This window comes from Pontibacillus chungwhensis, assembly GCF_030166655.1.
In the GTDB taxonomy this organism is placed as follows: domain Bacteria; phylum Bacillota; class Bacilli; order Bacillales; family BH030062; genus Pontibacillus.
The window spans coordinates 2,755,191-2,781,525 of the sequence record NZ_CP126446.1; the positions used below are offsets into that span (position 1 = coordinate 2,755,191).

General features: G+C 40.5%; 35 protein-coding genes and 1 tRNA gene. 14 read left to right on the forward strand and 22 right to left on the reverse strand.

Going from position 1 to position 26,335, the window contains the following annotated elements; all coding sequences use genetic code 11:
- Nucleotides 1–37: 37 nt before the first annotated feature.
- The 4 genes from QNI29_RS14320 to QNI29_RS14335 form a co-directional block, all read right to left on the reverse strand.
- A complete protein-coding gene (locus QNI29_RS14320) occupies nt 38–532 on the reverse strand; it encodes a shikimate kinase (protein WP_231417177.1) in 495 nt (164 codons plus the stop codon).
- A gap of 14 nt (nt 533–546) precedes the next feature.
- Complete coding sequence (locus QNI29_RS14325) at nt 547–753, reverse strand: hypothetical protein (protein WP_231417178.1); 207 nt, start codon at nt 751–753, stop codon at nt 547–549.
- 130 nt (nt 754–883) lie between these two features.
- Nucleotides 884–1,228 carry a YolD-like family protein gene (locus tag QNI29_RS14330; RefSeq protein WP_231417179.1) on the reverse strand — a complete coding sequence of 115 codons (345 nt, stop codon included), beginning with the start codon at nt 1,226–1,228 and terminating at the stop codon, nt 884–886.
- Between the two features lies 1 nt (nt 1,229).
- Nucleotides 1,230–1,442, reverse strand: a complete 213-nt coding sequence (locus QNI29_RS14335; RefSeq protein WP_231417180.1) for a hypothetical protein — start codon at nt 1,440–1,442, stop codon at nt 1,230–1,232.
- 230 nt (nt 1,443–1,672) lie between these two features.
- Here QNI29_RS14335 and comGA point away from each other — a divergent pair, with 230 nt between their 5' ends.
- From comGA to QNI29_RS14375, 8 genes are all read left to right on the forward strand, one after another.
- Complete coding sequence (comGA, locus tag QNI29_RS14340; protein WP_231417181.1) at nt 1,673–2,665, forward strand: competence type IV pilus ATPase ComGA; 993 nt, start codon at nt 1,673–1,675, stop codon at nt 2,663–2,665.
- Nucleotides 2,643–3,710: a competence type IV pilus assembly protein ComGB gene (gene comGB / locus QNI29_RS14345; RefSeq protein ID WP_231417182.1), complete on the forward strand. Its 1,068-nt coding sequence runs from the start codon at nt 2,643–2,645 to the stop codon at nt 3,708–3,710. The genes comGA and comGB overlap by 23 nt, the downstream gene beginning before the upstream one ends.
- Before the next feature lie 15 nt (nt 3,711–3,725).
- Nucleotides 3,726–4,031, forward strand: a complete 306-nt coding sequence (gene comGC / locus QNI29_RS14350) for a competence type IV pilus major pilin ComGC (RefSeq protein ID WP_231417183.1) — start codon at nt 3,726–3,728, stop codon at nt 4,029–4,031.
- Nucleotides 4,024–4,464, forward strand: a complete 441-nt coding sequence (gene comGD / locus QNI29_RS14355; RefSeq protein ID WP_255687788.1) for a competence type IV pilus minor pilin ComGD — start codon at nt 4,024–4,026, stop codon at nt 4,462–4,464. The genes comGC and comGD overlap by 8 nt, the downstream gene beginning before the upstream one ends.
- Nucleotides 4,448–4,786: a hypothetical protein gene (locus QNI29_RS14360; RefSeq protein ID WP_231417185.1), complete on the forward strand. Its 339-nt coding sequence runs from the start codon at nt 4,448–4,450 to the stop codon at nt 4,784–4,786. Before comGD ends, QNI29_RS14360 begins: the two co-directional genes overlap by 17 nt.
- A 112-nt stretch (nt 4,787–4,898) precedes the next feature.
- Nucleotides 4,899–5,318: a competence type IV pilus minor pilin ComGF gene (locus tag QNI29_RS14365; RefSeq protein WP_284526507.1), complete on the forward strand. Its 420-nt coding sequence runs from the start codon at nt 4,899–4,901 to the stop codon at nt 5,316–5,318.
- A 79-nt stretch (nt 5,319–5,397) separates the two neighbouring features.
- A complete protein-coding gene (locus QNI29_RS14370) occupies nt 5,398–5,547 on the forward strand; it encodes a hypothetical protein (RefSeq protein WP_284526509.1) in 150 nt (49 codons plus the stop codon).
- Between the two features lie 62 nt (nt 5,548–5,609).
- Nucleotides 5,610–5,681 (forward strand) — tRNA-Gln (locus tag QNI29_RS14375).
- Between the two features lie 41 nt (nt 5,682–5,722).
- On the opposite strand, the gene QNI29_RS14380 is transcribed toward QNI29_RS14375, so the two are convergent.
- Nucleotides 5,723–6,109, reverse strand: coding sequence for a Spx/MgsR family RNA polymerase-binding regulatory protein (locus QNI29_RS14380; protein ID WP_231417188.1), 387 nt, complete (start codon nt 6,107–6,109; stop codon nt 5,723–5,725).
- A gap of 201 nt (nt 6,110–6,310) precedes the next feature.
- Here QNI29_RS14380 and QNI29_RS14385 point away from each other — a divergent pair, with 201 nt between their 5' ends.
- Both QNI29_RS14385 and QNI29_RS14390 read left to right on the forward strand, forming a co-directional pair.
- Nucleotides 6,311–7,000: a helix-turn-helix transcriptional regulator gene (locus QNI29_RS14385; protein ID WP_231417189.1), complete on the forward strand. Its 690-nt coding sequence runs from the start codon at nt 6,311–6,313 to the stop codon at nt 6,998–7,000.
- A 92-nt stretch (nt 7,001–7,092) separates the two neighbouring features.
- Nucleotides 7,093–7,335 carry a DUF2626 domain-containing protein gene (locus tag QNI29_RS14390; RefSeq protein ID WP_231417190.1) on the forward strand — a complete coding sequence of 81 codons (243 nt, stop codon included), beginning with the start codon at nt 7,093–7,095 and terminating at the stop codon, nt 7,333–7,335.
- 38 nt (nt 7,336–7,373) lie between these two features.
- Here QNI29_RS14390 and QNI29_RS14395 read toward each other — a convergent pair whose 3' ends face one another.
- On the reverse strand, nt 7,374–7,991 hold the full coding sequence (locus tag QNI29_RS14395; protein WP_231417191.1) for an MBL fold metallo-hydrolase: 618 nt from the start codon (nt 7,989–7,991) through the stop codon (nt 7,374–7,376).
- 165 nt (nt 7,992–8,156) lie between these two features.
- On the opposite strand from QNI29_RS14395, the gene QNI29_RS14400 reads away from it, so the two are divergent.
- The gene (locus tag QNI29_RS14400; protein ID WP_231417192.1) at nt 8,157–8,339 is read left to right on the forward strand and encodes a DUF2759 domain-containing protein; all 183 of its coding nucleotides are present in this window, start codon (nt 8,157–8,159) and stop codon (nt 8,337–8,339) included.
- A gap of 50 nt (nt 8,340–8,389) precedes the next feature.
- Here QNI29_RS14400 and QNI29_RS14405 read toward each other — a convergent pair whose 3' ends face one another.
- From QNI29_RS14405 to QNI29_RS14440, 8 genes are all read right to left on the reverse strand, one after another.
- The gene (locus tag QNI29_RS14405) at nt 8,390–9,163 is read right to left on the reverse strand and encodes an ABC transporter permease (protein ID WP_231417193.1); all 774 of its coding nucleotides are present in this window, start codon (nt 9,161–9,163) and stop codon (nt 8,390–8,392) included.
- A gap of 27 nt (nt 9,164–9,190) precedes the next feature.
- A complete protein-coding gene (locus tag QNI29_RS14410) occupies nt 9,191–9,889 on the reverse strand; it encodes an ABC transporter ATP-binding protein (RefSeq protein ID WP_231417194.1) in 699 nt (232 codons plus the stop codon).
- 263 nt (nt 9,890–10,152) lie between these two features.
- Complete coding sequence (locus QNI29_RS14415) at nt 10,153–11,037, reverse strand: M14 family metallopeptidase (RefSeq protein ID WP_231417195.1); 885 nt, start codon at nt 11,035–11,037, stop codon at nt 10,153–10,155.
- A 182-nt stretch (nt 11,038–11,219) separates the two neighbouring features.
- Nucleotides 11,220–13,106: an LTA synthase family protein gene (locus QNI29_RS14420; RefSeq protein ID WP_231417196.1), complete on the reverse strand. Its 1,887-nt coding sequence runs from the start codon at nt 13,104–13,106 to the stop codon at nt 11,220–11,222.
- Nucleotides 13,107–13,433: 327 nt separating this feature from the next.
- On the reverse strand, nt 13,434–14,393 hold the full coding sequence (locus QNI29_RS14425; protein WP_231417197.1) for an ROK family glucokinase: 960 nt from the start codon (nt 14,391–14,393) through the stop codon (nt 13,434–13,436).
- Between the two features lie 4 nt (nt 14,394–14,397).
- A complete protein-coding gene (locus tag QNI29_RS14430) occupies nt 14,398–14,607 on the reverse strand; it encodes a YqgQ family protein (RefSeq protein ID WP_231417198.1) in 210 nt (69 codons plus the stop codon).
- Nucleotides 14,608–14,697: 90 nt separating this feature from the next.
- Nucleotides 14,698–16,152, reverse strand: a complete 1,455-nt coding sequence (locus QNI29_RS14435; RefSeq protein ID WP_231417199.1) for a spore germination protein — start codon at nt 16,150–16,152, stop codon at nt 14,698–14,700.
- 66 nt (nt 16,153–16,218) lie between these two features.
- Nucleotides 16,219–17,265: a M42 family metallopeptidase gene (locus QNI29_RS14440; protein ID WP_370635478.1), complete on the reverse strand. Its 1,047-nt coding sequence runs from the start codon at nt 17,263–17,265 to the stop codon at nt 16,219–16,221.
- 85 nt (nt 17,266–17,350) lie between these two features.
- Here QNI29_RS14440 and QNI29_RS14445 point away from each other — a divergent pair, with 85 nt between their 5' ends.
- Nucleotides 17,351–18,226, forward strand: coding sequence for a hypothetical protein (locus QNI29_RS14445; protein ID WP_231417201.1), 876 nt, complete (start codon nt 17,351–17,353; stop codon nt 18,224–18,226).
- On the opposite strand, the gene QNI29_RS14450 is transcribed toward QNI29_RS14445, so the two are convergent.
- The 5 genes from QNI29_RS14450 to rpmG all read right to left on the reverse strand — a co-directional run bounded on the left by QNI29_RS14450 (nt 18,205) and on the right by rpmG (nt 22,493).
- The gene (locus tag QNI29_RS14450; protein WP_231417202.1) at nt 18,205–19,743 is read right to left on the reverse strand and encodes a rhomboid family intramembrane serine protease; all 1,539 of its coding nucleotides are present in this window, start codon (nt 19,741–19,743) and stop codon (nt 18,205–18,207) included. The two genes, QNI29_RS14445 and QNI29_RS14450, sit on opposite strands and share 22 nt — an antisense overlap.
- Before the next feature lie 86 nt (nt 19,744–19,829).
- On the reverse strand, nt 19,830–20,021 hold the full coding sequence (locus tag QNI29_RS14455) for a hypothetical protein (protein ID WP_284526522.1): 192 nt from the start codon (nt 20,019–20,021) through the stop codon (nt 19,830–19,832).
- A gap of 52 nt (nt 20,022–20,073) precedes the next feature.
- Nucleotides 20,074–21,036 (reverse strand): L-lactate dehydrogenase, encoded by a 963-nt coding sequence (locus QNI29_RS14460; RefSeq protein ID WP_231417204.1) that lies wholly within the window; start codon nt 21,034–21,036, stop codon nt 20,074–20,076.
- Between the two features lie 125 nt (nt 21,037–21,161).
- Nucleotides 21,162–21,722, reverse strand: coding sequence for a 5-formyltetrahydrofolate cyclo-ligase (locus QNI29_RS14465; RefSeq protein ID WP_231417205.1), 561 nt, complete (start codon nt 21,720–21,722; stop codon nt 21,162–21,164).
- Between the two features lie 621 nt (nt 21,723–22,343).
- Complete coding sequence (gene rpmG / locus QNI29_RS14470) at nt 22,344–22,493, reverse strand: 50S ribosomal protein L33 (protein ID WP_029271012.1); 150 nt, start codon at nt 22,491–22,493, stop codon at nt 22,344–22,346.
- 250 nt (nt 22,494–22,743) lie between these two features.
- Here rpmG and QNI29_RS14475 point away from each other — a divergent pair, with 250 nt between their 5' ends.
- Complete coding sequence (locus QNI29_RS14475) at nt 22,744–23,133, forward strand: hypothetical protein (protein WP_231417206.1); 390 nt, start codon at nt 22,744–22,746, stop codon at nt 23,131–23,133.
- Nucleotides 23,130–23,621, forward strand: coding sequence for an MltG/YceG/YrrL family protein (locus QNI29_RS14480; RefSeq protein WP_231417207.1), 492 nt, complete (start codon nt 23,130–23,132; stop codon nt 23,619–23,621). Before QNI29_RS14475 ends, QNI29_RS14480 begins: the two co-directional genes overlap by 4 nt.
- Nucleotides 23,622–23,722: 101 nt before the next feature.
- Here QNI29_RS14480 and QNI29_RS14485 read toward each other — a convergent pair whose 3' ends face one another.
- The 3 genes from QNI29_RS14485 to pstB form a co-directional block, all read right to left on the reverse strand.
- Nucleotides 23,723–24,526 (reverse strand): DUF817 domain-containing protein, encoded by an 804-nt coding sequence (locus QNI29_RS14485; RefSeq protein WP_231417208.1) that lies wholly within the window; start codon nt 24,524–24,526, stop codon nt 23,723–23,725.
- Between the two features lie 313 nt (nt 24,527–24,839).
- Nucleotides 24,840–25,496 (reverse strand): phosphate signaling complex protein PhoU, encoded by a 657-nt coding sequence (phoU, locus tag QNI29_RS14490; RefSeq protein ID WP_231417209.1) that lies wholly within the window; start codon nt 25,494–25,496, stop codon nt 24,840–24,842.
- Between the two features lie 40 nt (nt 25,497–25,536).
- Nucleotides 25,537–26,304 (reverse strand): phosphate ABC transporter ATP-binding protein PstB, encoded by a 768-nt coding sequence (gene pstB, locus QNI29_RS14495; protein WP_231417210.1) that lies wholly within the window; start codon nt 26,302–26,304, stop codon nt 25,537–25,539.
- Nucleotides 26,305–26,335: the final 31 nt, after the last annotated feature.

Consider the following 26,335-nt stretch of genomic DNA (forward strand, 5'->3'; position numbering starts at 1 on the left):
TCATCGGGTGTATGTCAGTAGTATTACCGAAAAAGTCCTATTTTATAAGAGGTTCTACTTGATGCACGATTTCATGAATCGTGCGATCATTCGTCGTGATGGTTACGTCAGCCCATTCTTTGTAGATAGGCAGACGTTTCTCATATAAAGCCTGCCTTTTAGAATGATCCTGGTTCCAAAGGGGCCGATTAGGATCCTCTTTGAGACGCTCAATAATAGAGGCGAAATCTGTATGTAAATAAACTGTGGTACCTGATCGTTTCATAACAGAACGGTTCTCCATCGTTTCGATAATCCCACCACCTGTTGCGATTACCGCACCTTCCGTTTCTACACTTCTTAATGCCTCAGCTTCATATTCTCGGAAAGAGGATTCTCCCCCTTCAGCGAAAATCTCCGGAATCGATTTGCCGGCCCGGTCTACTATGGTCTGATCTAAATCAATGAAGGGCATTTTTAGGTGCTCAGATAGAACAATCCCAACGCTTGATTTCCCACTTCCCATAAAGCCAATTAGGTAAATGTTTACCAACTCTGTTCCTCCTTTTAGTGCATCGGCTGATCTAACGTAGCCTGAATTAACGTCATTAAACGAGGGGACACAGAGTTTGGATCCACCATTCCGTCTTTTTCTGTTTTCACTTGCATAAGGTCCTTTAAGATCTCTTGTTGAGCCTCCCCAAGGTCAACGCCACCTTGTTCTAGCGCATACTTCAACGCATATACTCGTTCATGTAATACTTCCCGGTCCATATGATCCGCTCCTTATTCTTGTTTCATTTATCTTATCACAAGAAACAAGGGTAACGACAGATTCAGCTTCGAGTGTTCAAAAATCCTCTCTGCCTAAAAAAAGATCATCACATTGATGATCTTTTTTTAATCAAACGATAAATACTTCCGTCACATCACGTAAACGAATCGTATAGGTATGTTTTGTCGATTGATCTACAACGTTCAAACGCTTATTGATTCGATCCACACTTTTGATTTTCACTTTCTTTTGGTTGTAATCAAACCCATTATGGTATTTAATCTCCACTGTGAGATGATCGTTCCAAGCCCGGTGCAACTTAAAGTCAATTTCAGCAGCCTGGTCTTCTGCCAACATTCCTCTTTCAACTCGTTCATCCTCTTTCCACACTTCCTTCAGCATTTTCACATGTTCCGGAAGCATCATAGAAGTCCACTTAATAGTCCCTCTATCTCGCAATCGGTCGTCAGCCATTTTATCCCACCTTCTTCCGGAGAGGACCAATGGAAAGGATGCTACTCCGATTAAACTTCCTCACCTTTTTCTTGTTATAGCAATAAGCCAAGATCCATTCTTCATCTACATTCATTATTCTGATTCTCCTTTGAGAAAGTTGACCTTCTTTCGATAAATAAATCATTTCAAGAATGCTCCGGGTTTCTTTCGCCTTTATAAGTAATCCTTCCATTTGTCATCCCTCCTACATTCCATTATACGAACATCTGTTCTTATTATAACCAAAACTTCATTAAAGTTAAACGCAATTTTTCAATTTCCATTAACTGTTGGTTTTTAGAATGAAAATGTTCTTTAGAAGAAGCCAATATGTCCCCTCCCCAAAAAAGTTCAAAAAAAAGAAGGATTCCCCCTATTCTTGTCGAAACCTTAATCAAACCAGTATAGGAGGTGTTTCATGGATTGAATTTTGTCACCCAGCAGTCTGAAGAGATTTTATCTAGCGCGACCAGTAAGCGTTCCTCTGATATTCACTTTTGCCCGGAAGGTGATTCGGTTCATATTTATTTCAGAATCGATGGTTATCGCACCTTTTCCTCCTCTCTCTCACGCCAGCAGTACGCGCCACTACTTTCTTACTTTAAGTTCACATCAGGTATGGACATCGGAGAAACCCTTACGCCCCAAGACGGGAAATCCCAGTATGTAAATGGCACCCATTCGTATGATCTACGCCTTTCTACTCTCCCCCTTGATGAGACAGAAAGTCTTGCCATCCGCATTCTCCCTCAAAAAGAAGACCTGCCGCTCGAGTCTCTGTTCTTATTTCCATCACAAACGACTCATCTCAGAAAATGGATCGGCCAGCAAACCGGAATTATCCTTTTCACAGGGCCAACCGGGAGCGGGAAGACGACCACCCTCTACGCATTACTTCAAACGTTACTAAAAGAACAATCCTACCAAACCATTACCCTAGAAGACCCGATTGAGCAAAAGCTCCACGATATCTTACAAGTTCAAGTCAACGAAAAAGCAGGGATGGATTACTACGCCGGATTAAAAGCCGCCCTCCGTCATGACCCGGATATTTTAATGCTCGGAGAGATTCGAGATGAAAAGACCGCTCAGTTTGCCTTCCACGCCGCTCATACAGGTCATCTTGTTCTAACGACCCTTCATGCCAGAGATGCATATGGCACGATTTATCGTCTATTAGAAATGGGGATCTCCAGAACGGACTTAGAGCAAACGTTAATTGCCATCGCCTCCCAACAGTTGCTTCCTATTGCAACCTCAAACCCTCTCAGACAAAGTCGTGCTGCCATTGTTGAAATGCTTGACGGCCCCCGGTTACAAGCTGCCTTAAATGGACATTCCCCTCACGAATCCGTTTCTTATCATTCCTTTTCTTATTTAAGGAGGAAAGCTTATGCTCTCGGATTTACTACCTAATACACGTAGATGGGTGTCAGGAGTCCGACCTTCCTCTATTAAGATGAAGATCCAGATTCGATTGTTACAACGACTATCTCACCTACTGAGCAGAGGATATTCTCTGCAGCACTCTCTCGAAATCTTATCTTTTGATTCAAGCTTGCACCCACCTATAAAACGGTTGAAACACCACCTGCTAGAAGGCGTATCTTTAGAAGACGCGTTAGAAGAACTCGGGTTTTCTAAATATGTCGTCTCCTTTTTGCACGTCGCGAAAATGGATAACAAAATTGAAGATGCTTTGATTAAAGGGAGTAACCTTCTCCTTAAACAACAAACTTACCAAAAGAAGTTCGTTACACTGATTCGCTATCCACTCGTATTATTTTTTCTCTTCATTGGGCTTATGGTTTTTACGAAGCAATTTCTCCTTCCTACTTTTTTGCAACTTTATGCTTCAATGAATTATGAATCCGCCAAGATTACACAACTGATCAAAGGGTTGAACCTCTTCACAAGCCTCTTGATTTGGCTCTTTCCTATAACTGCAGGTGCGGCCGGTATCTGGATGTGGGCTAAACACAAGCTAAGACCAACACAACTCTCCCGTCTATATGAACGTCTCCCTCTCATAAGGGACATCATTACGTTACAAACCACATTTTTGTTCACCTATCACTTCGGTTGCCTTCTTCAATCAGGGGTGTCTGTAAGAAAGAGCCTTTCTCTTTTATCCACCTCTCCCCATTTTCCGATTCTTCATTTAGAAACGAACACTCTTTATCAAGAATTAGAGAACGGAAGCTCTTTATCATCAAGCATTCGAACATGTTCATTTTTGAAAGAAGATCTGGCTACTCTGATTCACCAGAGCCAGAATGAAGGAAAGCTCTCAGATGATTTGATCGTTTATTCAGAATGGATCATCGAGGAGATTGAACAAAAAGCAAGCAAGTTTCTCTCGTTCATACAACCTGTTATGTTCCTCTTACTCGGTATTAGTATTCTGTTTATTTACTCCTCGATCATGATGCCAATTTTTGAATGGATGAAAACGATGTAGGAAAGGATGGATCTAATGAAGAACCAAAAAGGGTTTACATTAATCGAAATGCTCATTGTCCTCATGATTATCTCCACCCTGCTGCTTGTGACCATACCAAACCTCGCTTCAAATAATTCCATGGTTGAAGCCAAAGGATGCGAAGCTATGGTGAAGCTGGCTGAAACGCAGGTCCAAGCTTATAAAATTGAAAATAAAGCCATGCCAACAGATCTTGAAACTCTTGTCACAGATGGGTACCTGCAGCAATCGACTTGCCCAGGAGGAGAAACGCTTACCCTAGAGACAGACGGAACGGTTACGCCAGGAAGTAATGAATAAAAAGGATGAGGGTTTTACGTTGATTGAAATGATGATCACGCTAAGTATCTTCGGTGTGCTGTTAAGCTGCACAATTCTATTAACAGACCGATTGTTCGTCAGGGCCCAGGAAGACCTCTTTTTGAAGCAGTTTTACGAGGATGTTCTCTTTATGCAGCAAGAAACGATGACGAAGCAAAAAAGGTACGAGCTTGTCTTTTTTGAATCACAAGGGGAGTATCGGATTTTTACGGAGGGGTATACAAAAGTTCTCCTATCAAGGTCTGTTCCCTCGCGTTGGTCGATTAAGATGTGGACGCTAGAAGACCCTATTGAATTTAAGTTTGACGGACAAACGGTTCACCCAGGGAAGTTTGCTTTCAAGTCTCCCCACAGCACCTTCTTGATTACATTTCCTTTTGGGAAGGCACGTTTCTATGTTACAGAACAATAAAGGATTTCTACTATTAGATGCTTTGTACAGCCTTAGTTTACTTCTCCTCCTCACTTTAACGCTATTTCCTGTTCTGCAAATTGTATTATCTAAACAATATGAGTTAGAAACAAAGCGAAACATGGCCCTCTCCCTCCATAACGAATTAACACGGCTTAAAGACTCGTCTGCTCTCAGGGAGAAGGAGATCACTGTAAACGGAGTAAGAGGGACTATTACGTTAGAAGAGCAAGCAACTGAGTTAATGGGATGTATAGCCTGGCAAACTCCGTCAAAAGGAGGAGAGGACCATCTTTGCTTTTATATCCCTCCTAAAAGATAGTAAAGGATTCACGATTATTGAAGCTCTCTTTGCTTTACTCATTTCCCTAACCATCACACTCTTGCTCCCAACGCTTATGCAAGTACTTACTACCACTCACCAAACAAGTTTTGTGGAGGATACTAAGATGCAGCAGTTCTTCTTGTTTATCCAAGAAGAAGTTTATAACACAGAGAAAATCCACGTGATTGAAAATGGAGTTCAGTTCGTTCATTACAGCGGGAAAGTAGTGACCATTAAACAAAGCGGGTCGAACATGATTAGACAAGTGAATGACTCTGGGCAAGAAAGACTTCTTTTTGAAGTAAAACATTTCAAAGCTCAATCATCCTTTTCTTTCATTACCATACAGGTTGAGCTTCTAGGAGGTGAGCAGCTCGAGAAACAATTCCGACTCTATCAACAACCAACATGGGTTTACCTTCCCCCTCTTGTTAACCATCATCCTCTTCACCCTCCTCCTAATCAGTTCGTCTCTTTTGTCATTTGTGAACCGAATCCATATGACAGACAATTATATCGAACAGCTTAAAATTGAGACGCTCTTTCATCGTGCTCAGAACGATGTAAAAAAACATGAACCGAAAAGCGATCTTGTATTCACACAGGAGTTGTACAAATATACAGACGGTGAAGTACAAGTCTTGTACAACCTTAGCTCAGAGGATGATCGATCGATTACGTATGAAATAAGAACTGATGAAGGATATAGCAAAATCATTACCCAGCACTATCTGAAAAGCCAAAAAGACCCCTATTAAAATAATAGGGGTTTCATGTATAATCTTCTTCTATTGTGGCATCATAATGGTTGTAAGGCCATTGGGCTATAGCCAAGCGGTAAGGCAGCGGTTTTTGGTACCGTTACGCGCTGGTTCGAATCCAGCTAGCCCAGTCTATGTCTAAGCTATTTCATGAGAATGAAGTGGCTTTTTCTTATGAAATCTTCGTTAAAGGCGCTATTTGCTTTACTTTTGTAATACTCTTCAATCCATCCTCGTTATAGCCAACTACTAATTTCTTACCATCTGTTAAAATTGGACGTCTTAACAGTTTCGGTTCTTTCATGACTAAAGAAATGAACTCAGAAACACTTAAATCGTCCACGTCTACATTTAAGGATTTATACGTCTTTCCTCTTGTGGCAAGAATTTCATCAATGCCTTCTGTTGTAAGGCTTAAAATCTGTAAAAGTTCTTCATAAGTAGGAGTTTCTCTAAATATGTGGCGCTCACTAAAAGGGACTTCCTGATCTTTTAACCAGGCTTTTGTTCGACGACAAGATGTACAGCTTGGGTACGTATAAAATTTCAAATCACTCATGTGATAACCTCTCCCTTTTTTCTTTTTCTGTTTAGTTTTGTTATACCTATTGTATAACCGTTGTATAACGATTGTACACTTATTTAACTTAAATTTTTTTAAAAAATTTGTACATTTATTTACAAATGATGGTTTAACCCCGCCGTAAAGCCATTTTATTCTATAATGAAAGTGGATAGCTTATAAATGGAGGGGATTTCTATGGATCATACATTAAAAGTGACAAATGTTCTTGCAGACGCTACCCGATATTCAATTTATCAGTTTATAACGAAACATAACCAAGCTGTTTCTGTGACTGATATTGCATCTGAATTTGGCATTCATCCAAATGTGGCCCGTTTGCATTTAACAAAGCTTGAGGATGTGCAACTTTTGGTTTCAAGTACTCAGAAAACAGGTAAAGGAGGTAGACCGAGTCGTCTCTATCATTTATCAGAAAACGACGTTAGCTTGCAGTTTCCATATCGGGACTACCACCTATTGGCCAGAATTGCGCTTGAATCTTTAATGGAATTGGGTATGGAAGGAGAACGAGTCCTTTATTCAACTGGTTTTAAATACGGAAAATCGTTGTTTAAACAAAGTTTCGGTAACCAAAATCCTGAACGTTTATCTATTGAAGAGAAAATCAGCTGGTTGCAAGATTCGGCAATTATCATAGGCATGTTCCCGAATTTCGAGTATGTTAAACATAAAGAGACAATCTTTTTTTCATTATCAAATTGTCCATTTAAGGATCTCGCCAAAGAAAACCCTCAACTCGTTTGCACGATGCATGGTTTCTTTTTAGAAGGAATGATGAGAGCTTTATTTACGAATATTCACTTAAAAGAAGTGCATAATATGATGGAAGGATGCGCTACTTGTTCTTATAAAGCAGCGTTATGATAGGGGTTTCATTTCATTTATTTACAATAAAGCAAGAGTCGTTTATAATTACCATGATAAGTCACCTTTGGGATAAAGGAGGGGGATACAATATGGACCGGATGTTTCGCGTTCTCGCATTCTGGACAGGGATCTTTACGGTTATGTTCTATGTTGGCGAGATGTACGATGCTACAGTTCTATTCTTGGTGCAAACAGTCTTTTTCGTTACATTAAGTTATTTAAAACTTTCAGAGCGCATGTATATGTACATATTTGGCGCTTATTTAACCATTTTCTTTATCGGTTTCACTTATTATTCTTCATTCTTATTACACCCAAGTTTCGGACACTAAAAAAACGGCATCGCTACGATGCCGTTTTTTTATATGTCTTATAAAAATGGGTTCATAACTTTCTCTTCTCCAACCGTCGTTCTACCACCATGCCCCGGATAGACTTTCGTGTCATCACCAAGAGATAATAGTTGGTCTTCTATACTTTCTTGAAGTGTTTTCATATCTCCCCCAGGTAGATCTGTACGTCCAATTCCTCCTTGAAATAACGTGTCACCTGCGATGACGAAGGATTGTTCTTTAAACCAAAATGAAACGCTTCCTGGCGAGTGTCCTGGTGTATGGCGAACTTCGAATGTAAAACCATCCATATTTATTGTGCCGAGTTCGATTAAATGATCCGCGTCTCGCGCTGTCACCTGCCCCATCTGGAAGAATTTCGATCCATTTAATTCTGGCTTCCCTAGCCAGTCTTCCTCTTCTTTATGTACATACACCGGAATACTGAAATGATCACGCACTTCATCTACTGCTCCGATGTGATCAAAATGAGCGTGCGTTAATAGAATGGCAACCGGAGAAATCTCTCTACGTTCTATCATTCGGATAAGCTTCTCTCCCTCACTGCCAGGGTCAATAATAAGCGCTTTCTTTTCTTGTTCAATGATATAACAATTTGTGCCTAAAGGCCCTAGTGGCAACTGTTCAACGTTCATGTTCATTCCTCCTGAAAAAGTTTTCATAAACTGCATGTAACATCTCGACAAACACGCTAAAGTCGTTTAGAATGTATGAGGAGATAAGCTACGTTACATACTATTATAGTAGTAATTAAGCGCGTCGTCTAAGACGATCGATTCGATCAAAGGGGGTTAAGGAATATGGTATTAGCTATTATGTTGCTTGTCGTAACAATTCTATGTGCTCTTGCAGTATTCCGCGAATTAAAAACGAACAATCTATTTGCTGTAGCTTTTGCTGGTATTTCTACTTTGGTGTTTGGATTCTTTTCCATTATGACGATTATTTCTCAGTTCACCAATTCCGGTGGCGGAGGTCATTAAAGCTAAAGGACCTAATACGGCAAAAAAACCCTGCCTCTTGCAGGGTTTTTTTATTGGTCTATCTCCATATGTTTCAGCTGCATTTTATTTGTAAAGAAGTACTTATACATCATCAGCGTAATATAAATAGCACTCAACGAAACAGCCGAGAAAATGCTAAGTGAGATGACTAGCTGATACTTAATCGCCATAATTGGACTTACCCCGCCAAGAATTAATCCCGTCATCATACCCGGTAATTGAACAAGCCCAATCGTTTTTAACTTATCCACATTCGGGATCAGAGAAGCTCCAAGGGTCCTCTGAATAATAATCTGAGAGGCTTCTTTAGGCTCAGCCCCAAGGGATAAAGCAGCCGTAAGTCTCCCCTCATTTTCTTTAAACTCACTTTTTAACCTCTCTAGTGCTAATCCCATCGCAATCATACTATTGCCAATGACCATGCCACTCATTGGAATGACTTCATTTGGCGTAAATTCAATCATATCAAATAATAGCCACAGTCCAAGCACACCCACTTCAATAACAATTAAACCAATAAAAATAACGCCCAGAACAGACGGTAACCCCTTTCCTTTCTTTCGAGCGTGAAAACTAGCAACCGTAATCATCACCGAAAGCATAAAAGGGATTCCAATATAGGCTGGCAGGTCAAATAAAAAAGTCAGCAAGTAACCAATGGCAAATAACTGAATCGTCCCCCTGATGGATGACCAAATAATCCCTTTATTCAAACCCAATTGATAGTAGTAGGATAATGTTAAAGGAACAAGGACAAATACAACTAAAAAAAGTAGTGATTGATTTGATATCTCTGGTGACATGGATGATCCCTTCCCATTTAAGCCTCTTTAAGACATAAACGATGTTAGTTCTTCTGTTTTTGGATTTGATAGAAGGTCTTCGATATTGCCTTCTTCTACGATTTCTCCGTCTGCAAGAAAAATCCCTCGGCTCCCCAACCGCTTTGCCTGATCTAAATGGTGGGTCACCATAATTAACGTAACTCCTTGCTCAACGGCTAACCCTTCTAACACTTGTTCTATTTCCTCCGTTGTGTGCTGGTCCAACGCACTAGTCGGCTCGTCAAGAAGCAAGACAGATGGTTTATTCGCTAGTGTTCGGGCAAGCGAAACCCTCTGCTGTTCTCCCCCGGATAGTTGATCTATCGCCCGGTTCAAATAGTCTAGTGGGAGTTGAACTGCTTCTAGTAACGATTTCGCATTCGAGTCTTTCCACTCTCCGTGTAAGGAGGGACCAAACTTCAAGTTATCAAGAACAGTCCCCGGAAAAAGATTCGGAGCTTGCATAACAAGCCCAACTTGTTTCCGCAGCTCAATAATTCCATAATCCTGAAGGTTCTTCCCTAAATACTGTATCGACCCTTCTTCAGGGTCACTTAACCGGTTAAAAAGGTGGAGGAGCGTACTCTTTCCAGCACCGGAAGGTCCAAAAAGCATCACATTCTCCCCTTTTTTCACTTTAAAATCCAACTGCTTTAAAGGGGACTTATTTACGTTTTTAAATATAAACAACGGTTCCTGTTCCAAAAGTGTTCATCCTCCTGACCCGCTCACCAAACCATAGACTCTTTTCGTTCTAAAAATCCACAACCTTCCATTAAGTAAAGCCTCCCACCTGGTGAACATGTAATAGAAGACTGGGATCTCCCCTCTAGTATAACCTCATGACGATCGTTTATAAGATCCTCATGAGGTTATAGCATTCGCCGTACTTCAAGAGGTTGTTTCATAATCAAGAAAAGTATGACATTCCCACAAGGGGAAAGCAATGAATAACAGTCTAGGTAGTCTTATTCAAGAGGCACTGCCAGACTTACCGCACAAATTTCTTTTACTTTTTCCAAATGGACAGGAAATGATGAAAGAGGAAGAGGATTGATGCCTCGCCCTATTTCAACGGTGTATCCCTCTCTCTTATACTCTTGTATAAACCAATCTTTATAACCTGCAAAGCTTTCAATCGTTCGAACAGGCAAGTAACCACTCTTTTTATAAAAGGCATCTACCGTTTTAGAGGATTGAACAGGCTCCATACCCTGATATCCCCAGTAAACGACTTCTCCTTGAGAATGAAAGGCTAACACCCGATCGAAATCCCGTTTTTTTGTAAGCATAACCATCGCCTGTGCCTCAGGTTCAGTCAATGGTTGTTCTCCAGGATAATCCCTGAAAGAAGGTTGTTTAGGCTTTCTTGCTCTCTCCCATTCCCATCTTGCAGGAAATTGATTATTTAAATCCACCCCTCTGATATTCCCTTTCCAGGGTGTAAATGTTTGATTGATTCCATTCATTTTTGCGAACTCACTAGGGTCGCTTCCATGCGGCGGGCCATGCATCACAAGGTCTACACCATCAGGATTCACCATAGGAACTACGGAGAGCCTTGTTTGTGAAAACAGCTCTCTTGCTTTCACCTCACCAAAGACACCATCATGGTTAATTGCTTTCACATATTGTCTGACTACATCCATTAAAACCGCACTTGTCATCCATTCATTGGCATGAAAGGATCCATTCCAATGAATAGATGCAGGCCCTTTTCCAATTGTTAATTCATAAATGGGTTGACCAAGCACCGAGTAGCCGATTATTTCCTTGGTGACAAAGGTGGCGTACTTAGTTACCTCACCTATTTCTTCTTCTAACGCCTTAGAATCATAAGGATACCTCATCATTCTCCCCCTCTTTAGAATCTAAGCCTATTTATTACTCAAGTCCTATCATCTTCTGAATCCTAATAAGATTGAAGGCATGATTAGAGAACCCTAACCTCTTCTTACTTTATTCTACCACCCCTATTAGAATGAAGCCTCACTATAAAAAAGGTACTTCTGCATGTGCAGAAGTACCTTATTCGTTAGTTTTTATCTTCTTTATCTTTTTCATCGGCTACCGTTCCGTTTTGAAAATCGTAAAAGCGGAATAGGTCACCATAAACAATTTGGTCTGAGTAATCAAGTTCTTGTTGAGCCTTTTTCTGTAGAGGTTCACAAGAATCCCCTTCTAGCTCTTCACCTGATTCACGGTCATAGCAATGGCCGCTTGCATACAAGTAGTCCTCTGTAATAAAGCTTCCATCTCTTAATACAACGAAAGGATCAACATCATCAGTAAAGAGATCTGTACCAAATTCGATATCTCCGCCCGTATCAATTCCTAACATACTTAAGATGGTTGGCTTCACATCCATCTGGCCACTAGGTTTAGAGATGACTTTATTTCCTTCATGCCCTGGAATATGAATAAAGAATGGTACACGTTGAAGCTGTGTATGTTCATAAGGGGTAATTTCTTTCCCCAGGAACTGAGACATCGCATTATTGTGGTATTCACTAATACCATAGTGATCCCCGTAAATAACGATGATGCTATCTTTATAAAGCCCTTCATCTTTTAGCTTTTGGAAGAACTTCTCGATCGATTCATCCATATAACGCACTGTAGTAAAGTACTGATTGAGTGTTTTAGAACTAGAATCATATTTGTCAATATGCTGGTCTTCCTCAGGAAGTTCAAAAGGAAAATGGTTCGTAAGTGTAATGAACTTCGCATAATAAGGCTCTTCTAAATCTTTAAGCTTATCGACTCCCTGGTCGAAGAATGCTTTATCATCTAAGCCCCACCCAATTGTATTCTCTGGTGTAACATCGAAGCTTTCTTCACCAAAGAATTGATCATATTCTAATGAATCATACATGACGTCACGGTTCCAGAAACTTTTGTTGTTTGCGTGATAAACGGCTGAATGGTATCCATTTTCGCCCACGATCTCAGGCACAGCATTAAACTCATTTTGCGAATGAGTAAAGAAAACGGCTCCTCGACCAAGGGGGTATAGCGAGTTCTCTACTACAAACTCAGAGTCTGAAGTCTTCCCTTGTTCGGTTTGGTGATAGAAGTTTTCAAAGTAATAGCTATCATCAATGAGATCGTTTAAAAATGGTGTGATCTCTTTTCCGTTAATCTTCTTATTGATCACAAAGCTCTGTAAAGATTCGGCAGAGATATAAATGACATTTTTCCCTTCCGCGATTCCTTCAAGCTCGGATTCTTGTTTACTTTTCACTTCATTTTGAACATAGTCACGAATGTCACTCATTTCACTTCCATCTGCTAAAACGCGCTGCGCTTTTGTTTTGGAGTGAAGCGCTACATCATAAATATGATAGTTAAACACACCGATATTCTTCACTAAGTATTCACGGTCAAACGTGCGCTGGAACAACATCGGACGTTCAATTTCTGCAAGGACAAAGTTTGTCATAACGAGCACAATCGCAATACCAGCTGCTTTAAATTTCATTCCCTTAAAGCGTGGTTGCGCGTCCACCGCTACACGCTTACTCAGATAGTAAACAATAGCTACATCAACGAATAATAATAGGTCAGTAGCGTAAACTAACCCCAATATACTAGACCCTAAATCACCCACATTGTTCGTTTGGAACAATACCGGTATGGTTAAGAAATCTGTAAACGACCGGTAGTATAGGACATTAAAGTATAGGACAAGAGTCATTAAGAGTGATAAGTGCTTAATATACTTGATTTGTCTTTCTGGCTTCAGTAATACAACAAATGTAAAGAATAATACAGCTGTTGCAAATGGATTAATAATTAAAATGATCTCTTGTAGGAAGTTCTCAATAGAGAGATCAAAAATAAAACGATATACAAAATATGTTTTAACACCAAAAAGCAAAGCAGCAACCAGATATAATGGAAGTGACTTCCTTTGCAACATATTCCTTTCCTCCTCGTTCTTTAAATATTCTATTGTTGAGTTCTCATTTCATTCGAATGAATACCTAATACATTTAAATTCCACTTTCTACAGTATTCTAAACAACCACTAGTCTATATGACGGTTATGATACCATAAAAGTTTCAAATATGATTAACTAATTTTTTACATACAATTTAAAAGGTATTCACACAAATAGACGGATATGAATAAAACATCCCTACACGACAAATAGAATTTGTTCAATTTCTCTAACATTTTCTCTTCATACACAGTAAAATCCTGTAACAAATGGTTACAGGATTCATTGGAATTCTCTTGTCTCATTTATTGGCGTGCCAAGTAAGCGGCACCTATGACACCTGCATCGTTACCGAGAGATGCTATTACAAATTCTACAGCGCTTCCGGTACGCTGTAAAGTAAATCTATCAAACTTCGAGCGTAGTGGCTCTAATAGTTGGTCTCCGGCTTTTGAAACTCCTCCCCCGATTACGATCTTAGAAGGGTTAATGGCAATGGCCATATTAGAGATCGCTAGCCCTAATACATTTGTAACATGATCAATAATTTCTTTTGCTAACTCGTCTCCGTCTGCTGCAGCTTCAAAGACATCTCTCGCTGATATTTCTCCAGATTGATCATACTGTTCTTTTAAGGATGTGCTACGACCTTGTTCAATTCCATCGAGAGCAGAACGAGCAATGCCTGTAGCAGAAGCTTCCGTTTCAAGACAACCTGTGCGCCCACAATTACAATGTCTACCTCCGTTGGCTATCACTGTCATATGACCAAGCTCTGCAACCGTTCCATTTGCCCCGTGCAGCAGTTCACCATTTGCAATAATGCCACCGCCAACGCCGGTACCTAGTGTATAGGCAAGTAAGTCTTCAGCCTTGTCTCCTGCACCTTTCCAATACTCTCCAAGCGCAGCTAGATTGGCATCGTTTTCGATTCGAACATTGTAGCCCGTTGCCTCCCCTAAGAGCTTACTTAAAGGTACATCTTTCCAACCACCGATATTTACGGCTTCATAAACGATCCCTTCTTCTAAGCTAATATATCCTGGGGCACCTGCACCAATCCCCTTAAAATCTTCATGGGACAAATCTAACTTTCGCTGTTCATTCCGGATGGATGTGGCTATATCTTCTACCATTCCTTCAGGTCCGCCTTCTACCACAGTCGGGATCTCCCACTTATGAATAATTTCCCCATCATATGTAACGAAAGCCAATTTAACAGTTGTGCCTCCGATATCGATTCCAATTACGTTTTGTTGTTCCATGTCCTCACCCTTCACCTCTGGCTTTTCGAACTTTAGTCATTTCTTGACGAAGTAGGAGCATCGCCATTTGAAAATCCTGGTCGGATACAAACTGCGACTTGTATAATTCTCGCATTTCCATTTCCATTAATTCCAAATCAGCTAATCGATCTCCAATATAAATTACAGTTCCATATTTCATTAATAATTTTTGTATATCATAAATGGACTTCATATTCATCACCACTTTTATTATAGCAAGCGCTTCCTATAAAAGAAATAAGGAATCCTTACGAGTTACCACAACATAAAGAAACCCTGACCATTAACGGTCAGGGTCCTGTGGATGCAGAAAAGCAGGGCGTCGATTTTTGAGCGGCATTGGTGAGCGTAAAATTACATCACGAAACGCTCGGTACGAGAAAGGTAAAAATGGCCAAAGATAAGCCGTTTTAAATGTATTCAAACTTGCTAAATACAAAATCCAAATCGTCGTGCCAATCACAAACCCTTTTACTTCAAATAGCGCTGTGACAACTAAGAGCCCAAGCCTCGTTAAACGATTGGCCAGACTGAGTTCATAGCTTGGTGTACAATACGTACCGATTACGGCTGCAGCCAGGTAGAGAACAACTTCATTTGAAAACAATCCTACCTGAATGGCAACTTGCCCGATTAAAATAGCCGCTACTAAGCCAAGGGCTGTAGCCAATGCTGATGGCGTATGAATAGCAGCCATCCTTAACGTATCAATCCCAATCTCCGCAATTAAAAATTGGACAATAAGTGGCAAGACTCCTAATTCTGTAGGGCCAATATACTTTAAATGTTCAGGCAATAAGGTCGTATCAATTGAAAATAGATAATATAAAGGTAAAACAAATAACGATGCGAGAACAGCGAAGAAACGAACAAAACGTAAATAGGCCCCAACGGAAGGCTTTTGCCTATACTCCTCAGCGTGCTGTAAGTGATGCCAAAATGTAGCCGGTGTAATCATGACACTTGGCGAGCCATCGATCATTATAAGTATATGGCCTTCATATATGTGAGCCGCTGCTGTATCGGGTCTCTCCGTATATCGAATCGTCGGGTAAGGGCTCCAGTGTCTGCCACTTAAGAATTCCTCAACGGTCTTCTCAGCCATTGGTAATCCATCGGTATCAATCATCTGCAAGGTATCTTTTAAGTGTTGGACTTTATCCATGTCAGCAACGTCTTCTAAATAGCACAGGCAGACATCTGTCTTTGAACGGCGTCCAATCTGTAAATATTCCATACGCAATGAACGATCCCGCACTCGTCTTCTTGTTAAAGCGGTGTTAAAGATAATTGTTTCCACATACCCATCCCTTGAGCCCCTCACCACACGTTCAATATCAGGCTCCTGAGGACCACGTACAGGGTATGTCCTGGCATCAATCATAATAATCTTATCGTCAATGCCTTCTACAACTAAAGCTGTTGGACCAGCAAGCACCCAATCCGTCGCTTCATTTAGATCTGTTTTATGACCAAGTTCGACGTACGGGAGGTGTGTACGCAACAACTTCTCAAAGGGATTTGGCTCTAATTGTTCCGGTTCAAGCTGGGATAAGAGCTTCATTAAATAATGAAGAATCTCATCTTTAACAAAACCGTCAATCATAAAGAGGGCCATTCTTCTCCCGGCATACTCCAGATCAAGCTGAATCACGTCAAAGCTTTTATCAACGCCCAGCCTCTCCTTCATATATTGAATATTATCATCATAGTTGTTAAACATCGGCTGCTTTTCCATTTCATCACCTAGCTTTATAAAGGTCTAACCTCATTTTGTGCACAAACCTTTATAAGCATACACAAATTAATCGACGAGTTCTGATTGAACATATGCCCACAGTAAATTAAATGTATGTTCTAGCGAAGAAACATGCGTCCGCTCGTAAGCATGAGAGGCATCAATACCAGGACCTATTAAGCCATGCTTTACATCGGCTCCCGCTCGTATCGCAGCTGAAGCATCTGAACCATAGTACGGGTAGATGTCAATTTCATACCCGATATCATTGTGTTCTGCTAGTTGAACGAGGTGTTGGCGTAACCCATAATGATAAGGGCCAGAGGAATCCTTCGCACAAATCGAAGCCACATATTCGGTCGTTGTTTGACCATCTCCAATAGCTCCCATATCGACAGCTAAATATTCTGATGTCTCAGCCGGGATACTTGCATTCCCCCCATATCCAATTTCTTCATTGTTAGAAATATAGAAGTGTGTTGTATATGGTAATACAATTCCTTCTTCCTTCAGCGAATGAACGAGGTGCATGAGTATAGCTACACTAGCTTTATCATCCAAATGACGCGATTTAATAAAGCCGTTATCCGTCGTTTGAAAACGAGGATCAAATGATACAAAGTCCCCAACTTGGACGCCAAGATTCTTTGTATCTTCAGCATTATGTACTTCAGCATCAACGCGCACTTCAATATTCTCTTTGTCTCGCTTTTTGTCCCCACTATCTTTATAAACATGGACAGAGGTTTGGTGCATTAGAATTGTACCTGAATAAGTGGCCCCACTAGCCGTATGAATTTCACAGTATTCTCCTTCGACACTATTCCATTTAAATCCACCAATCATGGATAGCTTCAAGGTTCCATCCGACTTAATTTCCTTGACCATAGCACCAAGCGTGTCAACGTGAGCTGTCAATAAACGGTGTTTGGACGTGTCTTCTCCTTCTATCGTTGCAATGAGGGCCCCTTTTTGAGTCTTATAAGCCGGAATCTTCATATCCTCAAAGAAGGCAGCACAATGGTCAATACATGCGTCTGTAAACCCTGAAGGACTTGGAATGTTTACGAGTTGTTCTACTATACCTGTAATGGCTTGCGTGTGTTTCAAAATGATCTCCCCTTTTCATTTTCATAACTTTCTATCTTCTATCATACATATGAATGACACAGGATGTCCAAAAGAAAAGGGGACTTGTATGATGAAGAAACTCATTCCGATTCTATTAATCAGCCACGCTTTAGGCTTTTTTATTGTGTTTCAGTGGTCACAAAAAGACGTGCAAAACGTAGTGAAGTATTTTCCCCTTGATGAAAGCATCTCTCTAGAGGATACAAGCACGTCACTAGAAATGCTTTCAGAAAGCGATCGTGATGAATATGAAATTCATTGGACCACCAATTCAAGCTTGAAAGAGCCTGTTTACCTCCGACAGGACATTTCACTACTCTATGAGGACGGCAGACTAAAAGGCGTGCTTGGAAAATGGAAAGAAAATGGACAGGACCTTGTTCAAGAAGAGAAAGTGCAAGGAGAGGATAGCGGCCACTACCAGGCAATTACTTATCATCACGGAGAAGTTCACTATCCAGATGATCGCATTAAGAGTATTCAAGACATGACCCAAAGCGAGCTTTATGTCATTGATTCACCCCTCACACCGCTTGAGTCTTTTACAGAGCCGCAGAATCAGCAACAAAAAGATTGGAAAGAAACGCTCGACCGCGCTACAGAGCAGCAGTTAGCCTACAGATGGAACCAATTAATTACACACTTCTCAATCCCAATTGAACAATACGTGCGCATTCCACTCACTTCTTTACCGCAGTATAAAACAAAGCCCCTCCCAGGTTTAGACGTTGAACAAACTCAACAAGTCATCGGCCAACTATGGGAAGGACTTTATAAAGATTATATTCTTGATTTCACTGCTTCATCTGACCCAACAAATGAATCAAGCTATGTTCCATTAATATTAGCTGATAAAGATGGAAAACACCTGCTAGTGTTGTACGAAAATGCACAAGGAAAGAAAGAAAAACTCTTGCAGTATTATCCGGATGCTTCTAACTGATTTAACAGGTCTTTATAATCCTCAGCCTCCGGGTTAATGTCTATAGCTTTTTGAACAGCCTCTATAGCAAGGTCTCTTTCCCCTTGCCTCGCATAAAGGACAGCAAGGTTATACCAAGCAGGATCATTTTGATCATTTAATTCAACAGAACGCTTTAAATCAGTAAGCGCCTGATCAGTTCGATCTTGTTGAATATGCCCGTAAGAACGAATGAAATAGAGGATGCTATCCTTATTCCCATGTTCTTCAATCGCTTCATCTGCTACTTCATAGGCATCCTGAAAAGAGCCTTCTTGTTGATAGTATGAAGCGAGAACGATTTCGGTATGAGGTTCATAGGTCTCGTTTGTCTGCATGCCTGCATAAAAGAGGAGGCCTCCGGTCACTAACACCCCTATAAAACTCGCCGTTTGTGTGAGTAAGTTTCGTTTCTTAGGAAAGTGTACCAAAGAAGAAGCTAAAAAGCCGCCGACTAACCCTCCGAGATGTGCCCCAATATCCACTTGAGGGATGGTAAAGCTAATAACGATATTAATCAGGAGGATACCTATTATATTACTCCCCATCGTTTTAAAGAATAGCTTCTTATAAATTAACCCAAAGAAAAGAAGGGCGCCAAACAGACCATAGATTGCTCCAGATGCACCGGCAGCAACGTTTTGGGAAAGAGCAAAGCTTGCCAGTCCACCTACGATCCCACTGACGAAATAAATTACTAAAAAGCGGGCACTTCCAAACATTCGCTCAACAGCATTCCCCAGGTAATAAAGGGCCAACATATTGAGTAAGATGTGAAATATACCGATATGAAGAAACATAGAACTTGCGATTCTCCACCATTCCCCGTCCAAAATGAAAGGGTTAAATTTAGCTCCATACTTGATGAGCGTATTGGTGTCTTGACTCCCTCCATTGATCTCTAATACAAAGTACATAATAACGTTTAAGGCAATCAACAAATAGGTGAAGATTGGTTTGCCACGACTTAGAACAGCTTGCTGACTTTTTATGTTTTGTTCTATGGCTTGATCAACCGCTCTTCTCAATTGAGGTACGTTACTTTCCATCTCTTCTTCACTTTCAGGAGAAAATGGGGGATCTTTGATGTATAGAGCTTCATAAACCTCACCAAGATGTCTTTCCCGATCATGTTGTGGCACAAAATAGGTCATGATACGAACCGACTTTCGGCCATTATTTATATGTATTGGTTTTTGTTCCCACTCATCTACCGGCGGAAATTGTGAGATGTATACTAAATGAACCCTTATATCTCTCCCAACAAGGGATTTAGATAATCGCTTCACTTTCTCAGCTACGTCATCCTGATCCCGCTTAAGATGATTAGACCAATCAAAGGTTTGTTGCTTTAATCGAATGATTTTCGTTATGGTTCCTTTAGTCTGCTCAAGCCACACTTCCCTTCGTTCGTGGTCAATGTGAATCACTTCATATTCATACCGAGAAATGAAAGTGTAGGTCATCTTCCAGAAATAATAAATATCCTCTAAATACATCTGCCTCTCTCCTTTCTTTTATCATACCAAAAGCAGCCGAAGACTTGAAAAAAAACGTTCAGTCGTACATGACGACTGAACGTTTTCTAAAAGGTTGATCTTCCTAAGATCTGCGGTAAGATTTTTTCTCTTAAATAAGGCATCCGCATGCTTACACGGACCGCAACTTTTCTTAATAAATCATACGCTAATACACCATTTAATATGCGATATTTATAACGATTTAACGCATACATTCCAGCTATTAAGAAGAATAACCACATGATCACTCTCATCATAACCCACCTATTCACTAGTTGATAGGCTTAGTATGCGGATGGAAAAACGATTTTATTCTTTATTATACTTTTCTAAAACCGGGTTAAGTGTATCCCTTAACACCTTTGCTGAATTCGCAAATTGCGCTTCTTCTAATTCATCTAAGTCGATCTGAAGGATTTCTCGCACTCCTGAACGATTCACAATAGCTGGCACGCCAATGTAAATATCTTTCTCATCATATTCCCCGTTCAAATAAGCAGAAACAGTTAAGATTGAATTCTCATTATGAAGAATGGCTTTCGTTAATCGAACGAGCCCCATCGCAATCCCGTAATACGTAGCCCCTTTACGTTGTATAATATGGTAGGCAGCATCTCTTACACCTTCAAATAACGGGGTTAGATCTCTTTCGCTATATTTCTCAGGGTTATCTTTAATTCGATCAAAGACCGTACGTCCGCCTATATTCGCATGGCTCCATGCTGGCAACTCAGAATCTCCGTGCTCTCCCATGATATAAGCATGCACATTACGGGAATCCACATTAAAGTATTCTCCTAGAGAATAACGAAGTCTGGCCGTGTCTAAAATCGTTCCGGATCCGATGACACGATGCTTTGGCAGGCCTGAGAATTTCCATGTCATATAGGTCAGGATATCTACCGGATTCGTCGCAACAAGGAAAATTCCATCGAAACCTGAACCCATAACTTGATCTACAATAGATTTAAATATAGCAGAATTTTTCTCCACCAGATCTAATCGAGTTTCACCTGGCTTTTGATTTGCGCCGGCAGTTATAACAACAAGATCAGCAGAAGCACAGTCACTATAGTCTCCATACCATATTTTCGTATAGGAAGGGGCAAAGGCTAGTCCGTGGTTAAGGTCCATCGCATCTCCTTCAGATTTTTCCTTATTTACATCGATTAAGACAAGCTCGTCCCCTACACCTTGATTCAATAAAGCGAAGGCATAACTTGATCCTACAAATCCTGTTCCGATTAGTGCAATTCGATTAACTCTTTCCACTCTCCATCATCCCTTCTCTGAATGAAATACTTTCCTATCTACCTATATTGTACATGAATGCACAAAGCCCCAAAACCACCGATAGCGCTTTCATTGTTAAGATATTGTTACAATTGTCCTCGCCTTTATAAGCGAAACCCTTTTTCCGTGACAAGGTTCCGTACCGGGACATCATATTCTTCATGAGGGACACTAGATACAACCTGAGCTTCCGTAGCTAAAGCAACCGTTTCATTCGCATAAGTAGCGAGGTAACGATCATAATACCCACCGCCATAACCTATACGATATCCTTCAAGATCAAAGACCAGCCCTGGCACAAGCATAAGATCAATCGAGTTCGGTTCACTGACCGGGCAAAGCGTCGGAACAGGCTCCTGAAGGCCAAAATAAACCGTCTCTAACTGATCATAGGATGTGAGCTGATGAAAGTCTAAACGACTTTCTTTAGGGGTGCACTTAGGCACCACAACCTTTTTCCCCTCTTTCCACGCCAAATCAATAATGGGAGCCGTATCGACTTCGTGAGCTTGAGAGATCGTACACCCAACGGTCGAAGCTTGATCCCATAACTTGCTATTTAAAAGAGCCAAATAGATCTCCTGCTCTTTTTGCTTCTTTTCTTCCGTACTCATATTCTTCAATAAGTCTTTACCATATGTACGCCATTCTGATTTCGTTTTCAACCAAACACCTCTTTCTTTTTTATAGGATCCATTATAAGAATTTCTACTAAAGTGGGGGATTCACAATGTGTTCCATATATGTCCACTTATGTGAAAGGCTTGATAAGAGAGAAAGTTTCCGTTTACGTTAGCCTGTGCGTAAGGTGGTTCGGGAAATCACTCGCTTTCCGCGGCGAGCTGGGAAGCCTCCTCGTTCGCTGCCGCTCTCTGCGGGGTCTCCCCTAGGCTCCTCTTGCCGCAGGAGTCTCGCAATTTCCCGAACCACCTTTGCCATATGTATATAAAACGTAAACATATCGCATAAGCTAGTAGGGTGTTGATAAAATTCCACGCTTCCTCTGGTTGGGGCTGTTTCTCCTAATATTAATAAGGGGTGTCTGGGGGACGGGGAGACTCCTACGGGAGAAAGAGGTAGACGAGACCCCGGAATGAGCGTAGCGATTGAGGAGGCTCGACACCTCGCCCGTGGAAAGCGAGTCGTTCCCCAGACACCCCTATCTCTCATTAAACGTGAACAGCCCCTCTCCTTATTAAAATGTCTCAGCTTCGCACATTAAAATAACAACAAGAAACTCTTCAACAAAACATTATAAAAAAAACAGTAGGAGCGAGTCCTACTGTTTACTTCGTTTCACGATGAAGAGTGTGTTTCTTCAAGCGTGGGCAATATTTCATTAATTCTAAGCGCTCAGGGTTTGTACGCTTGTTTTTAGTGCTAATATAGTTGCGGTCACCAGTTTCAGTGCAAGCAAGTGTAATGTTTACACGCATCGTTTATCCCTCCAAATACCATTCTTTACTCTGTTTAATGTATTTACATACTTTATCAGACTTATTTATAGTATCAAATCATGCCTATTCTTTCAAGGCTGTTTTGCTCATTTATTGAATGTCGGAAGAATTTCTACAACTCTACTTGTGGCGACGCTTATAGAAATTCATTGTAAAACGAGTATAAGGTCGGTTTTCTCACGCTTTCTAGTATGATATAACTAGTAAAGAAATGAAATGAGGTGAAGAAATGATTTACGTGTTTTTAACACTATTTTCGGTAGCACTTGTCCTGTACATCCTCTCTTTCTTTGCAAAGAGTCGAATACAAGAGTTAGAAGAACAGATGGAAGAGATCTCGTTAAATGCGATTCAAGAAACGTATCAATTGAAGAAGAAAATGCGTGTTTTAGAAGAAGAACTTCTCATTGATGAAGCGCCTGAACGCTTTTATCAGGAACCTACTCCTACCCCCGCTGACGAGTCCGAATCAAACTTGATGGGACAAAAAGTACTAGACCTGTACCAGGAAGGGTTTACTACAAAAGAAATCGCTGATAAAACCTCTATGAAAGAAGAAGATATCTTCGTCACATTAAGGCAATATTCCACAGAGAAGCAGCGAGGTGTACATTCATGAAATATACGCTAAGAGCATTCGCACTAGGTCTATTAACAGCAACTGCCTTACTAGCTTTTGCCTATTCACAACAAGATCCTAGCCAAGCTAAAGAAACAGCTCCTACAAAAGAAGAGGCAGCCTCCTTATTAGAGGAAAAGGGGTATACCATCTTAACTGAAAATGAGTACACTCAGTTAACAGAAAAGGCTTCACCTGAACAAAATGCAGATTCAGATGAACAACAAAAGCAAGAAGATAAAGAAGAGACATCTAAACCAACCGGTGATGAAGAAGGATCCGTGAAAGCTTATACACTATCCATTGAAGAAGGCATGGTTCCAGAAGACATTAGCCAGGTACTAGCACAGAATGGAATCATCGAGGATGCTGAAGGCTTCAGAGCATACTTAGTGGACAACGAATTCAGCCGCTACATACAGATCGGTGAATATACAGTCGTAAATCAGATGTCCTTCCAGGAGATCGCGAGGATTATTACGCGATAACTAAAATAGCCTTTCATTGGATACTTACAATGAAAGGCTATTTTACGATTCTATTTAATAACTAATGGAAACATTCTTTCATCCTCTTTAAGATTCATCACCTAATCATTATCGATCAGAGTCTGATTAGCTTTTATTTGAATCGCGTTTCTTCCTTTAACTTGTTTTAACGTAGCTACTATAAGAAAACTCACAATCACAAGTAAAAGCCATGAACTCACTTTCCCGAGATGCACAAGACTCCATGCCTCTCGTTGATTGGGATATTCCCAAGCCCCAAAAAATGTGGCAATATTTTCAGCAATCCAAATAAAAAAGCCAATAAGGACGAAAGACAAAGCAAGAGGCATTCTGTAACGGGCATCATTGATACGGTAGCTCACGGATGATTTCCAAAAGACAATGATTACAAGCGCTGATAACCACCAACGAATATCAATCCAGTAATGGTGAGTGAAGAAGTTTAAGTAAATGGCAGAAGCCAAGGGGACAACGAGCCATAATGGCGGCCATTTCACTAAATGTACGTCTAACCTTCTCCATGCCTGACAAAGATAACTAGCGACACTTGCGTACATAAATCCACTATACAAAGGAACCCCAAACACCTTCGAATATCCCGCTTCCGGATAAGACCAGGATCCCATGTGTACTTTAAACAGCTCTAGAGCTAATCCGATTAAGTGAAACAGGGTGATAACTTTTAACTCATCTCTTGTCTCAAGTCCAGAACGAACCATCCACCACTGCATAAGAAGAAAGATGATCAATAACCAATCATACCTTGGCAAGATAGGGAGAGAGATCATTTGCGTAACAGCCAACGATACGAAAATAACCACTGGGAAAATGCAAGACCAGGCTTGTTCCCCTCCAAAAAAAGTGAGTTGTTTCAGTGCCCTCATGCCTCTTCTCTCCTTTACTAAGCCTCTACTTACCTATTCCTCCAGGGACGGTCGTTTTGGCAATCGTTTTTATGATGTTGATTATATAGTATTATTTATTGTTTTACAATAAATAATTATTAAATCGCATTATAATTTTAAGGATATATTTTGTGTAAAGGCAATCTCGAATCGGCACAAACTTCTTAACTAGTGTATGTTTAAGAACGCTCCTTAAGAAACGTATGGAGTTTTAAAGTGGAGGGGTGTTGGACGGAAATTTGCATACAAAAAAGCGGAATCATGATTGATTCCGCCTTTTTGATTCTAGCTATTATTCATTTAGGTCAAAGGTTTGACCTTTAACAAGGTAGAAAATATACTCCCCGATGTTCGTAATATGATCCGCAAAGCGTTCAATATAACGAGCAACGTAAGCCATTTGCATAATATGCTGGATCTTCTGCGGGTTATTAGCTGTAAGCTCTAGCATTTCTCTTGTTATTTGGCCATACATTTCATCAACTTTGTCATCCATTTCTGCAAGCACACGCGCTAGTGAAATGTCTTCGTTCTCAAAAGCTTTCGTAGCTGTATCCACCATTTCCTTGGCTACCCCAAACATATCTCGTAAAGCCGGAGGAATGGTGATATCATGATCTTCACCTAAGTGAATGGCACTTTTACTAACATTCACTGCGTGATCGGCCATACGTTCAAGATCAGAAGAAACCTTAATCGCGACAATCATCCTGCGAAGGTCCGTTGCAACAGGTTGCTGCTTTGCGATAAGCAGGATAGCCTGTTCATTAATTTCAAGTTCTTTACGGTCTAGTTGATCATCTTCTTCAATAATCTTCTTCGCCTTATCAATGTCTTGATTGTACAGTGCATCAAGAGCTTCTTCAAATGCTTGCACGGTTCCTACAGCTAACTTCTTAATACTATACTTTAATTGATCCATATCTTCGTGAAACTGACCTCTTATCATACCCATTTACCCCTTTCGATTTCCGATCATCAACTTCTGCTTAGCCGAAACGTCCGGTAATGTAATCTTCTGTGCGTTTATCGGACGGATTCTGGAACAATGTGTTTGTATCTGTATATTCTACAAGTTCACCGCTCAAGAAGAAAGCTGTTTTATCAGAAATACGTGCCGCTTGTTGCATATTGTGCGTAACGATTACGATACTGTAATCCTTCTTCAGTTCCTGAATCAATTCTTCTACCTTCAATGTAGAAATCGGGTCAAGAGCAGAAGTAGGCTCATCCATTAAAATGACATCAGGTTCAATAGCTAAACAACGAGCAATACAAACACGCTGTTGCTGTCCACCAGACAAACCGTACGCATTTTCATGAAGACGGTCTTTTACTTCATCCCAAAGGGCCGCCCCTTTTAGACTCTTCTCTACAATTTGATCGAGTGTCTTTTTATCTTTAATTCCGTGAATTTTAGGTCCGTATACGATATTTTCGTAGATGGATTTAGGAAACGGGTTCGGTTTTTGGAATACCATTCCCACTTTCGTACGAAGGTCTTCTACTAAATAGTTTTTTTCGAAAATGTTCTTTCCACGGTATTCAATCTCACCAGATGTTTTTACAACAGGAACGGTCTCAACCATACGATTTAACGTTTTAACATACGTAGACTTACCGCAACCAGATGGTCCAATAATAGCTGTAACGTCGTTTTCTTTAATATCCATATTTATATCATAAAGGGCTTGGTTATCCCCGTACCATAAGTTTAAATCTTTCACATTAAATACTGAGCTTTTTGTATCTGCCATAACGACAAATGCCTCCTTCGATAATCCGCTG

Coding starts and splice junctions, on each gene's coding strand:
- QNI29_RS14325 (WP_231417178.1), bottom strand. CDS start 753: ATGGACCGGGAAGTATTACATGAACGAGTATATGCGTTGAAGTATGCG.
- QNI29_RS14330 (WP_231417179.1), bottom strand. CDS start 1,228: ATGGCTGACGACCGATTGCGAGATAGAGGGACTATTAAGTGGACTTCT.
- QNI29_RS14335 (WP_231417180.1), bottom strand. CDS start 1,442: ATGGAAGGATTACTTATAAAGGCGAAAGAAACCCGGAGCATTCTTGAA.
- comGB (WP_231417182.1), top strand. CDS start 2,643: ATGCTCTCGGATTTACTACCTAATACACGTAGATGGGTGTCAGGAGTC.
- comGC (WP_231417183.1), top strand. CDS start 3,726: ATGAAGAACCAAAAAGGGTTTACATTAATCGAAATGCTCATTGTCCTC.
- comGD (WP_255687788.1), top strand. CDS start 4,024: ATGAATAAAAAGGATGAGGGTTTTACGTTGATTGAAATGATGATCACG.
- QNI29_RS14360 (WP_231417185.1), top strand. CDS start 4,448: ATGTTACAGAACAATAAAGGATTTCTACTATTAGATGCTTTGTACAGC.
- QNI29_RS14380 (WP_231417188.1), bottom strand. CDS start 6,109: ATGAGTGATTTGAAATTTTATACGTACCCAAGCTGTACATCTTGTCGT.
- QNI29_RS14385 (WP_231417189.1), top strand. CDS start 6,311: ATGGATCATACATTAAAAGTGACAAATGTTCTTGCAGACGCTACCCGA.
- QNI29_RS14390 (WP_231417190.1), top strand. CDS start 7,093: ATGGACCGGATGTTTCGCGTTCTCGCATTCTGGACAGGGATCTTTACG.
- QNI29_RS14395 (WP_231417191.1), bottom strand. CDS start 7,991: ATGAACGTTGAACAGTTGCCACTAGGGCCTTTAGGCACAAATTGTTAT.
- QNI29_RS14400 (WP_231417192.1), top strand. CDS start 8,157: ATGGTATTAGCTATTATGTTGCTTGTCGTAACAATTCTATGTGCTCTT.
- QNI29_RS14405 (WP_231417193.1), bottom strand. CDS start 9,163: ATGTCACCAGAGATATCAAATCAATCACTACTTTTTTTAGTTGTATTT.
- QNI29_RS14415 (WP_231417195.1), bottom strand. CDS start 11,037: ATGATGAGGTATCCTTATGATTCTAAGGCGTTAGAAGAAGAAATAGGT.
- QNI29_RS14420 (WP_231417196.1), bottom strand. CDS start 13,106: ATGTTGCAAAGGAAGTCACTTCCATTATATCTGGTTGCTGCTTTGCTT.
- QNI29_RS14425 (WP_231417197.1), bottom strand. CDS start 14,393: ATGGAACAACAAAACGTAATTGGAATCGATATCGGAGGCACAACTGTT.
- QNI29_RS14430 (WP_231417198.1), bottom strand. CDS start 14,607: ATGAAGTCCATTTATGATATACAAAAATTATTAATGAAATATGGAACT.
- QNI29_RS14435 (WP_231417199.1), bottom strand. CDS start 16,152: ATGGAAAAGCAGCCGATGTTTAACAACTATGATGATAATATTCAATAT.
- QNI29_RS14445 (WP_231417201.1), top strand. CDS start 17,351: ATGATGAAGAAACTCATTCCGATTCTATTAATCAGCCACGCTTTAGGC.
- QNI29_RS14450 (WP_231417202.1), bottom strand. CDS start 19,743: ATGTATTTAGAGGATATTTATTATTTCTGGAAGATGACCTACACTTTC.
- QNI29_RS14455 (WP_284526522.1), bottom strand. CDS start 20,021: ATGATGAGAGTGATCATGTGGTTATTCTTCTTAATAGCTGGAATGTAT.
- rpmG (WP_029271012.1), bottom strand. CDS start 22,493: ATGCGTGTAAACATTACACTTGCTTGCACTGAAACTGGTGACCGCAAC.
- QNI29_RS14475 (WP_231417206.1), top strand. CDS start 22,744: ATGATTTACGTGTTTTTAACACTATTTTCGGTAGCACTTGTCCTGTAC.
- QNI29_RS14480 (WP_231417207.1), top strand. CDS start 23,130: ATGAAATATACGCTAAGAGCATTCGCACTAGGTCTATTAACAGCAACT.
- QNI29_RS14485 (WP_231417208.1), bottom strand. CDS start 24,526: ATGAGGGCACTGAAACAACTCACTTTTTTTGGAGGGGAACAAGCCTGG.
- phoU (WP_231417209.1), bottom strand. CDS start 25,496: ATGATAAGAGGTCAGTTTCACGAAGATATGGATCAATTAAAGTATAGT.
- pstB (WP_231417210.1), bottom strand. CDS start 26,304: ATGGCAGATACAAAAAGCTCAGTATTTAATGTGAAAGATTTAAACTTA.